This window comes from Actinomadura formosensis NBRC 14204 (assembly GCF_001552155.1).
GTDB classification, from domain to species: Bacteria; Actinomycetota; Actinomycetes; order Streptosporangiales; family Streptosporangiaceae; genus Spirillospora; species Spirillospora formosensis.
On sequence record NZ_BCQQ01000190.1, the window covers coordinates 1 to 8,126 of the forward strand.

Annotated in this window: 7 protein-coding genes; 2 read left to right on the plus strand and 5 right to left on the minus strand. The window is 74.6% G+C overall.

Features of this window, described 5'->3' with window-relative positions; genetic code table 11:
• Nucleotides 1–395: 395 nt before the first annotated feature.
• Both AF1_RS30565 and AF1_RS30570 read right to left on the minus strand, forming a co-directional pair.
• Nucleotides 396–1,070 (minus strand): response regulator transcription factor, encoded by a 675-nt coding sequence (locus AF1_RS30565; RefSeq protein ID WP_067807277.1) that lies wholly within the window; start codon nt 1,068–1,070, stop codon nt 396–398.
• The gene (locus AF1_RS30570) at nt 1,061–2,899 is read right to left on the minus strand and encodes a histidine kinase (RefSeq protein WP_067807280.1); all 1,839 of its coding nucleotides are present in this window, start codon (nt 2,897–2,899) and stop codon (nt 1,061–1,063) included. The genes AF1_RS30565 and AF1_RS30570 overlap by 10 nt, the downstream gene beginning before the upstream one ends.
• A gap of 432 nt (nt 2,900–3,331) precedes the next feature.
• On the opposite strand from AF1_RS30570, the gene AF1_RS30575 reads away from it, so the two are divergent.
• Both AF1_RS30575 and AF1_RS30580 read left to right on the plus strand, forming a co-directional pair.
• Entirely contained in the window at nt 3,332–4,102 is a 771-nt protein-coding gene (locus AF1_RS30575) for a nucleotidyl cyclase domain-containing protein (protein WP_131732875.1), read from the plus strand.
• Nucleotides 4,103–4,127: 25 nt separating this feature from the next.
• Nucleotides 4,128–5,246 (plus strand): FAD-dependent oxidoreductase, encoded by a 1,119-nt coding sequence (locus tag AF1_RS30580; RefSeq protein WP_067807286.1) that lies wholly within the window; start codon nt 4,128–4,130, stop codon nt 5,244–5,246.
• 26 nt (nt 5,247–5,272) lie between these two features.
• Here AF1_RS30580 and AF1_RS30585 read toward each other — a convergent pair whose 3' ends face one another.
• The 3 genes from AF1_RS30585 to AF1_RS30595 form a co-directional block, all read right to left on the minus strand.
• A complete protein-coding gene (locus tag AF1_RS30585; protein ID WP_067807289.1) occupies nt 5,273–6,475 on the minus strand; it encodes an ABC transporter permease in 1,203 nt (400 codons plus the stop codon).
• Nucleotides 6,472–7,161 carry an ABC transporter ATP-binding protein gene (locus tag AF1_RS30590; protein ID WP_067807292.1) on the minus strand — a complete coding sequence of 230 codons (690 nt, stop codon included), beginning with the start codon at nt 7,159–7,161 and terminating at the stop codon, nt 6,472–6,474. Before AF1_RS30590 ends, AF1_RS30585 begins: the two co-directional genes overlap by 4 nt.
• Nucleotides 7,158–8,126, minus strand: a 969-nt coding sequence (locus AF1_RS30595) for an efflux RND transporter periplasmic adaptor subunit (RefSeq protein ID WP_067807295.1), incomplete at its 5' end; no start/stop codon positions are given. The genes AF1_RS30590 and AF1_RS30595, both read right to left, overlap by 4 nt.

Here is an 8,126-nt window from a genome sequence, read left to right on the forward strand (position 1 = left end):
CCCGCGCCAGTGCGGCCAGCCGCAGCCCAGCACCGCCGCCGCGACCGCCGTGCCCGCGCCCAGCGCGCGGCGGACCGGCGCGCCCAGCCACGACGGCCGGCGGAGAACGGCCCTCACCGCGTTCCTTCCGTGTCGTCTCCGGGAAACCACCGTCCGGGAGTGGGGTTTTCCCGGATGTGCGCGGCCCTCGGCACCGGGAGCATGGAACGTGCCGGACGCGGTGCCCCGGGCACGGGCCCGTGGCGCGTCCCGGTGGCGCACGCGGGGGCCACCACCGGTTCGCCTGACCCGCCCCCGACTCGCGCGGCCAGTTTCCCGCACCCCGGGCACGGAACGCGAGGGCCCGTTACCCGATTGATGCGCGCCCGATCAAGGCGCCCGGCGGGGGCCGGCGCTCAGCGGGTCTCGGCGGCCCGCAACCACGTGAGGACGGCCAGCACCCGCTTGTTGCTGTCCTGCGGACCCGGCGGACCGCCCGTCGAGGCGATCTTCAGCTTGGTGAAGATCGCCCGCACATGGTCCTCGACGGTCCGGGCGGACAGGTGCAGCCGCTTGCCGATCCCCGCGTTGGAGTGGCCCTCGGCCATCAGCGCCAGGACCTCCCGCTCACGGCCGGACAGCCGGGACAGCTCCTGCTCGCGGTGCCGGGCCTCGACGAGCCGGCTCACCACGTCCGGGTCGATGACGACCTCGCCGCGCATGACCCGCTCCAGCGCGGACCGCAGGTTCTCCACGTCCGTGACGTGGTCCTTCAGCAGGTAGCCGACGCCGCGCGGCTGGTCGCGGAACAGCTCCATCGCCTGCGGGGTCTCGTTGTAGGCGGACAGGACCAGGACGCCGAGGCCCGGGTGGCGCTCCAGCAGCCGCCGCGCGGCCACGACCCCCTCGTTGGTGAACGTCGGCGGCATGTGCAGGTCGACGATCGCGACGTCGGGCGGGTCGCCGGTGACCCGGGCGAGCAGTTCCTCCCCGGACCCGGCGGACGCCACCACCTCGATGCCGACCGTGGTGAGCAGGGTGACCAGCGCCTGCCGGAAGATCCCGCTGTCCTCCGCCACGGCTACTCGCATGGCAGGTCCATCCTTACCGTCGTGCCCGCGCCGGGGCCGCCGCCGATTTCCATCTGGCCGCGCAGGGCCCCGATGCGGCCGGACAGCCCGGCGAGATCGGCGGCGGGATCGCGGGAACCCGTGCCGTCACAGGTCACCTCCACGGCCAGCCGGCCGTCCTCGTGGCCGACCCGGACGTCCACCTGGGTCGCACGCGCGCGGTCGACAGCGTACGACAGCGTCTCGCAAAGCACCGAGTAAAGCGTGGACTCGATCTCGCGGGAGAACCGCCGCGGGGTGACATCGAGCTTGACGCGGATGCCGACGCGCTCGGCGACGACCTCCAGCGCCGGGCCCAGGCCGTCCTGGACGAGCAGCGCGGGCTGCACCTCGCGGGCGAGCGAGCGCAACTCGGCCAGCGCCTCGACCAGTTCGGCGCGGCAGACGCGGGCATGCTCCTTCACCGCGGGGTCGCCGGTGACGGCCTCCAGCGTCCCGAGCATCGCGCCGAGCGCGAGCAGCCGCTGCTGCGCGCCGTCGTGCAGGTCGCGGGCGAGGCGCTCGCGCTCCACGGCCTCGGCGCGGACGAGCCGCCGGTAGGCGGACCGGACCTGTTCGAGGCCGGCGTGCACGCTGGCCTGCAGCCGCGCGGTCTCCAGCGCCCGGCCGCCCGCGGCGAGCGCGGCCTCGACCAGGGAGCCGTGATCGCGGAGCGCGCCGCCGAGTTCCACGACGGCGAGCGGATCCCCGGCGGCGCCGCGCACCCGGCGCCGCCAGCGGCCCCCCTCGTCGTGACCGCCGTCATGGACGCCGCCGTAAACGCCGTTCTCTTTCGGGTCGGCGTCCAGGCCGTCGTCCGGGCCGAGGGCGACGGGGCGTCCGGTGGTGTCGACGTAGGTCTGCTCCGTCGGCGCCCAGAACCACAGCTCCAGCGTCGGGTCGCGCAGGACGTCCCGCAGCGCGTCCCGGACCCGTTCGACCGACACCGGCGCGGTCAGCCGCAGCATCCGGCCGGCGACGGTCAGCTCGCCGATGCGGATCCGCAGCGCGGACGCGAGCAGGGTGAGCGGCAGGAGGGCGGCCATCGCGCCCTGCACCACGTAGACGCCGAGCAGGTCGTCCAGCGGGATCGAGTCCTCCATGATCGGCCGCTGGGTGAGCGCGGCCGAGATCCCCACGAACGCGAGGACGACCGCCACCGGGAGGGTGAGCATGCGCCGCATCCGGCTCATCCTCGGCAGCCGCAGTATCAGCACGACGGCGTACGACAGGGCGAGGAGCACGTACAGCACGGCGGACGCCCACAGGACGACCCGGAAGACCTCCCGGTCGGGGAACGGCGCGGGCCACCACACCGACTCACCGCGGAACGCCGCCCACTCGGGCTCGGAGGTGACCCACAGCGCCGTCGGGCAGCAGCAGAGGATCACGCACGCCAGGACCGTCCAGACCCGGTCGGCGAGGTACTCCAGCCGGCCGCCCGGGTAGAGCAGGACGCCGACGGCGATCGCGAGGTAGAAGTCGGCCTGCGCGTACGGCGACAGGATCGGCCCGATGGTCGCGTCCCAGCTGGCCGCCCAGTTGACCGCCCAGCAGGCCGACGCGGCCACGAACAGCAGCCCGGTGCGGCGGGTCCGCGCGCCGGTGCCGAGCAGCACGCCCGCCACCGCGATGGCGGTGCAGCTGACCAGCGTGGTCGCGGCGGCGGCCGGATGGTGCCGCCAGTACGGCCAGCCGGCGAGCAGGGCCAGCCCCGCGACCACCAGTCCGGCGAGGAGGGCGCGCCTCGTCTCCGCGCCGAACCACGGTGGCGACCTGCGCCGCCGCGGTGCGGAAATCACCACGACCATCCTCTCCATGCTCGGACCTCGGGGCATGCCCTGCCACCGGAAACCCACGGAGCGCCGGTCCGTGCTTTCCCGGACGCGGCGCCGGGCCGGTCTCCCGGTGAGCGGGCGCACCCCGCAGTCTCCCGGATCCGGGCGGACGTTCCCGGCGGCGTTATCCGATCGACGCACGCGCCGTTCCGGCCTTTCCGTCCCGATCTTGTGGGGCCGGAGTCCCCGCGAGGCCGGGAGCATTCGGGACGCGCATCCCTTGACGCGGGGCCGGCCGTCGGCCGGGGACTGCTCAGCGCCCATTCAACACCTGATGAAAGGAATTCACATTCACCGGGAAAACCCGGTCCCCCGGCTGGGCTCGCCTGGGTTGCCGGACAAGAGGGGTAATGTCAGGATCATTTCCTGCGGGACCATGGGGCAGGCGAGAAAGGGGCGCGGGGAATGAACCATGAGACGGCCGTGCGGACCGCAGGGCCGAGGACCGGGCGTCCCGTGCTCGTGGACGCGTCCGGGCCCCGGCTTCCGGCGGTGGACCGCGCCCGGATCCGGCCGCGGTACCGGGCGATCCTGGCGGTGGACATCGAGGGCTCGACGGCGCGCACCGACCCGGTCAAGGCCGAGCTGAGGCGCACCCTCTACCGGCTGCTGGAGGAGGCGTTCAACCGGGCCGGAATCGGGGAGAGATACCGGGAGGAGTATGTCGACCGGGGCGATGGCGCGCTGGTTCTCGTACAGCCTTTCGATGAGGTCCCGAAAACGCTGCTGCTGCACCCGGCGGTACCGATCCTGTCCGCGCTGCTCGCCGAATACAACGCCGCGCAGTCGATCGCGTCCGGCGGTGACCGGCGAATTCGCATTCGCGTCGTCGTGCATGCCGGAGAGGTGCACAACGACGGCCACGGCAATTTCGGCGAGGCGCTCGACATCGCCTGCCGGCTGCTCGACTCGCCGCAGGCGAAGAGCGCGCTGCGCCGCACCCGCGCGCCGCTGGTGCTGATCGTGTCCGAGGACATCTACCACTCCATCGTCCGCCACGGGTACGAGGGCATCCGCGCCGACTCCTACGTGCCGCTCGTCCGGCTGGAGGTCCCCGGGCGCAGCCACCAGGGCTGGCTCTACGACGCCACCGCGCCGTACCGGCATCCCACGCTCACCACCTGGACCCGCCGCCTGCGCGCCGTCCGCGGAGCCCGGCCCGCCCCGGCGCCGTGAAGGAAACGAGGAACAGGAGGATGCCGTGCGGGTGCTGATCATCGGAGCGGGGGTCGCGGGCCTCGCGGCGGCCGTGGGGCTGCGGGCGGGCGGTCACGAGGTGACCGTCGCGGAGGCGGACGGCGCGCTGCGCACCACGGGCGCGGCCGTGACCCTGTGGAGCAACGGCACCGGGATCCTCGGCGACCTCGGCGTGTCCCTGGACGGTGCCGGTGCCCCGATCGACGTCCTGGAGCAGTGGGGCGAGGACGGGCGACGCCTGATCACCGTCGACGTCGCGCGGGCCGCGCGGGTGCACGGGCATCCCCACATCTGCCTGCCGCGGCGGCGCCTCATCGAACGTCTCGCCGGCGCCCTGCCGCCCGGTGCCGTGGAGTTCGGCCGCGCCTGTACCGGCATCGCCCAGGAGGGCGGGACGGTGCGGGCCGTCTTCGCGGACGGCTCCGCCGCCGAGGCGGATCTGCTGGTCGGCGCCGACGGGCGCCGCTCGGTGGTCCGGGACCACCTGTGGGGCGGTGATCCCGCCGAGCCGAGCGGCTGGGGCACCTGGCAGGGGCTCACCCCGGTGCCCATCGACGTCACGTCCTCGCACCGCGGACTGGTGATCACCGGCCGGGCCGGCAGCTGCGGCCTGATGCCGGCCGGCGAGGGGCTGCTGCAGTGGTGGTTCGACATGCCCTGGTCCCCGGGCGAGCCGCCGCCCGCCTCGCCCCTCGCCGAGATCCGGAAACGCTTCGGTCACTGGTGCGCCCCGGTTCCCGAGGTCCTGGAGGCGGCCCGCGAGAGCGACCTGGAGTTCTTCCCGCACCACCGCCACCGCGTCCCGCGCACGTGGGGCACCGGCCGGGTCACGCTCGCCGGGGACGCCGCGCACTCGATGCCGCCGGCCCGGGCGCAGGGGGCCAACCAGGCGCTGGAGGACGCGTGGACGCTGGCCGCGGTCCTGCGCGGCGCCCCCGCCGTCCCCGCGGCCCTGCGCGGGTACGAGCGCAGGCGCGCACGCAAGGCCGGCATCGTCGCCCGGCATTCGGCCACCGAGGACGTCAACAAGTACCGGCCGCTGCTCTCCCGCCTCGTCCCGGACTCGCTGGCGGGCGTCTACTACACCCGCTGGCTCGCGCGGATCAGCGACTTCCTCGCCTGAGCCCCGGCGGGTCCAGGCGAGGGACGTCACGGCGTGGCGAGCGCCTCGGTCGGGGGGAGGCGCGCGGCCCGCAGGGCCGGGTACAGGCCCGCGATGCCGCCGATGAGGAGGGTGGCGAGTATCCCGCCCGCCATCGCCCAGACCGGGACGACGGTCGGCCAGCCCTGCGTCACGGCGAACACTGCGGTGACGACGATGCCGATGGCCACCCCGCCGACGCCGCCGAGCGCGGCGAGGAGCTGCGACTCGGTGAGGAACTGCATCCTGATCTGGCCGCGGGTCGCGCCGAGGGAGCGGCGCAGGCCGATCTCGGCGCGGCGTTCCAGGACCGAGATCACCATCGTGTTGGCGACGCCCACCCCGCCGACCAGCAGCGCGACGCCGCCGAGGCCGAGGAGCAGGCCGGTGAACGCCCTGTCGGTGGCGTCCCGCGCCGCCAGCGCGTCGGACGGGCGGCTGACCTGGACCTCGTTCGGCGCCTGCGGGCTGGCGGTGGCGGCCAGCAGATCCCGCACCTTCTCCACCGCGTCCTCGCGGGCGCGCGTGTAGACGGTGGTGGGGTGGCCGTCGAAGCCGAGGCGGCTCACGGCGGCGTCCCAGCCGACGAGCGCGGCGGAGTCCAGTTCGGGGGCGAGCTGGTTCGGGGCCAGGACGCCGACGACCGTGAACCACTGCGAGCCGAGCCACACCTGGACGTTCGGCGTCGCCACGCCGAGGCGCGCGGCCGTCTCCGAGCCGAGCACCACGGCCGGGTACCTGGCGGTGCCGGCGTTGAGCCACCTGCCGGTGGCCATGGTGAGGCCGATGGTCTTCGGCAGGTCGAGCCGGGCCGCAAGGACGCTGATCCCGCCGCTCTCCCCCTCCGGGATGTGGTCGTTGCGGTAGACGTGGGCGTCCTCCAGAGCCGCCGTCGCGGACGCCGACTCGACGTCCGGCATCCGCCCCACCATGCCGACCGACTCCTCCGGGAGCTTCGCATCGGCGCCGAACAGGTCGCGGCCGGGCCCGACCGTGAGCAGGTTGGTGCCGAGCCTGTCGAGGGTGGCCTGGAGCTGGGCACGGCTCGACGTCGAGATGCCGACCACGCCGATCATCGCGGCGATGCCGATCGCGATGCCGAGCGCGGACAGGAACACCCGCATCGGCCGGGACCGCAGCCCGGCGGCCCCGACGCGCAGCACGTCCCCCGGCCCGAGCCGGGACGGCGCGTCCCCGCGCGGATTCGTCATCGTGCCGCCTCCACCCGTGCGTCGTCGTGGACGATCCGGCCGTCGCGCATCCCCACCTGGCGGGGCAGCAGCGCGGCGATGTCCCGGTCGTGCGTGATCAGCGCGACGGTCGTGCCGCCGGCCGACAGCTCCCGCAGCAGGTCCAGGACGCCCGCGCCGGACGCCGAGTCCAGCGCGCCGGTCGGCTCGTCCGCCAGCAGCAGCGCGGGTTCCCCGACGACCGCGCGGGCGATCGCGACGCGCTGCCGCTCCCCGCCGGACAGCTGGTGCGGCCGGTGCCCGAGCCGGTGCCCGAGCCCGACGCGCTCCAGCGCGTGCCGGGCCCTGCGGCGCCGCTGCGCGAGCGGCACGCCCCCGTACAGGAGCCCGTCCGCGACGTTGTCCAGCGCGCTGACGCCGGCGGCGAGGTGGAACTGCTGGAACACGAAACCGATCCGGCGGGCGCGCAGCGCCGACAGCCGCCGGTCCGGCAGCCGCGACACGTCCGTGCCCTCGACGAGGACGGTGCCGGCGCTCGGCCGGTCGAGCGTGCCGAGCAGGTGCAGCATCGTCGACTTCCCGGACCCCGACGGCCCCACGATCGCGACCAGCTCGCCCTCCACGATGGTCAGCGACGCCCCGTCCAGCGCGGTGACGCCGCCCGGGTAGGTCTTGGTGACCTCCCGCAACTCCACGACCGGTGTCATGAGGGCACCCCCACCTTCATGCCCTCCGCCAGGCCGGATCCGGAGATCTCGACCCGGCCCCCGGTGAACACGCCGGTCTCCACCGGCACCGTGCGGACCCGCCCGTCCTGGACGACCTGGACGGCGTACCCGCCGTCGCCCTGGGCGAGCAGCGCGCCCACCGGGACGGCGAGGACGCCGTTGTGCCGGTTCGCGGTCAGGCTCACCTCGACGGGCGCCTTGTCGTAGGAGCCGAGCCTGTGCTGCGAACCGATCGCGATCTCGACCTCGATGGTGGACGGCTGGTCTTCCCTGCCCTGCTTGGCGACCTTCCCGACCGAGGTGATCCGTCCCTTGACGGTGTCGCCGGACGGCAGCTCGATCTCCACCGCGGCCCCCTTCTTCGCGAGCCGCTGGTACTGCACGTTCAGGTCGACGGTCACGACGCGGGTCGTCCCGGTGCAGGTGAGGACGGGGCCGCCGAGGCGGTCGCCGACGCTCGCCTTGCGCTCGGCCACCCGGATCCGGCCGGACGCGACGACGGCCGCCCCCGGCCGGACCGTGCCCGTCTCCTCGACGCCGAGGGCGTCCTGCCAGCGCTTCACGGCCGCGGCGGTGGCGGCGTTGTAGGTCTTGTCGACGGTGAACCCGGTGTAGCCGAGGGCCTGGAGGTTCCGTTCGAGCTGGAGGACGTCGGTGCCCTCCGTCCCCGCCGCGAGCGTCCGGTAGATCGGCAGCCTGCCGTACAGCAGCGGCACCGGCTTGTTGTCGACCCGGTACACCGGCCGTCCCCTGGGGATCACCGATCCGGCGCCGGGCAGCCAGGTGACCGTGCCGCGCCCGGCGGCGGAGACGGTGCGGGTGCCGCCGTAGCCGAGCGTGCCGTCCGCCTCCTGCGTCTCGACCAGCGTGGTCCGCTCGATCGCCGCCGTCGCGGGCGGCAGCGCACCGTGCGCGGCGGCCGGGGCGCCGCCGCCGCCGAGCCC

What these genes read in the sequence shown, in the direction of transcription:
- AF1_RS30565 (WP_067807277.1), bottom strand. Translation starts at nt 1,070, where the DNA reads ATGCGAGTAGCCGTGGCGGAGGACAGCGGGATCTTCCGGCAGGCGCTG.
- AF1_RS30570 (WP_067807280.1), bottom strand. Translation starts at nt 2,899, where the DNA reads ATGGTCGTGGTGATTTCCGCACCGCGGCGGCGCAGGTCGCCACCGTGG.
- AF1_RS30575 (WP_131732875.1), top strand. Translation starts at nt 3,332, where the DNA reads ATGAACCATGAGACGGCCGTGCGGACCGCAGGGCCGAGGACCGGGCGT.
- AF1_RS30585 (WP_067807289.1), bottom strand. Translation starts at nt 6,475, where the DNA reads ATGACGAATCCGCGCGGGGACGCGCCGTCCCGGCTCGGGCCGGGGGAC.
- AF1_RS30590 (WP_067807292.1), bottom strand. Translation starts at nt 7,161, where the DNA reads ATGACACCGGTCGTGGAGTTGCGGGAGGTCACCAAGACCTACCCGGGC.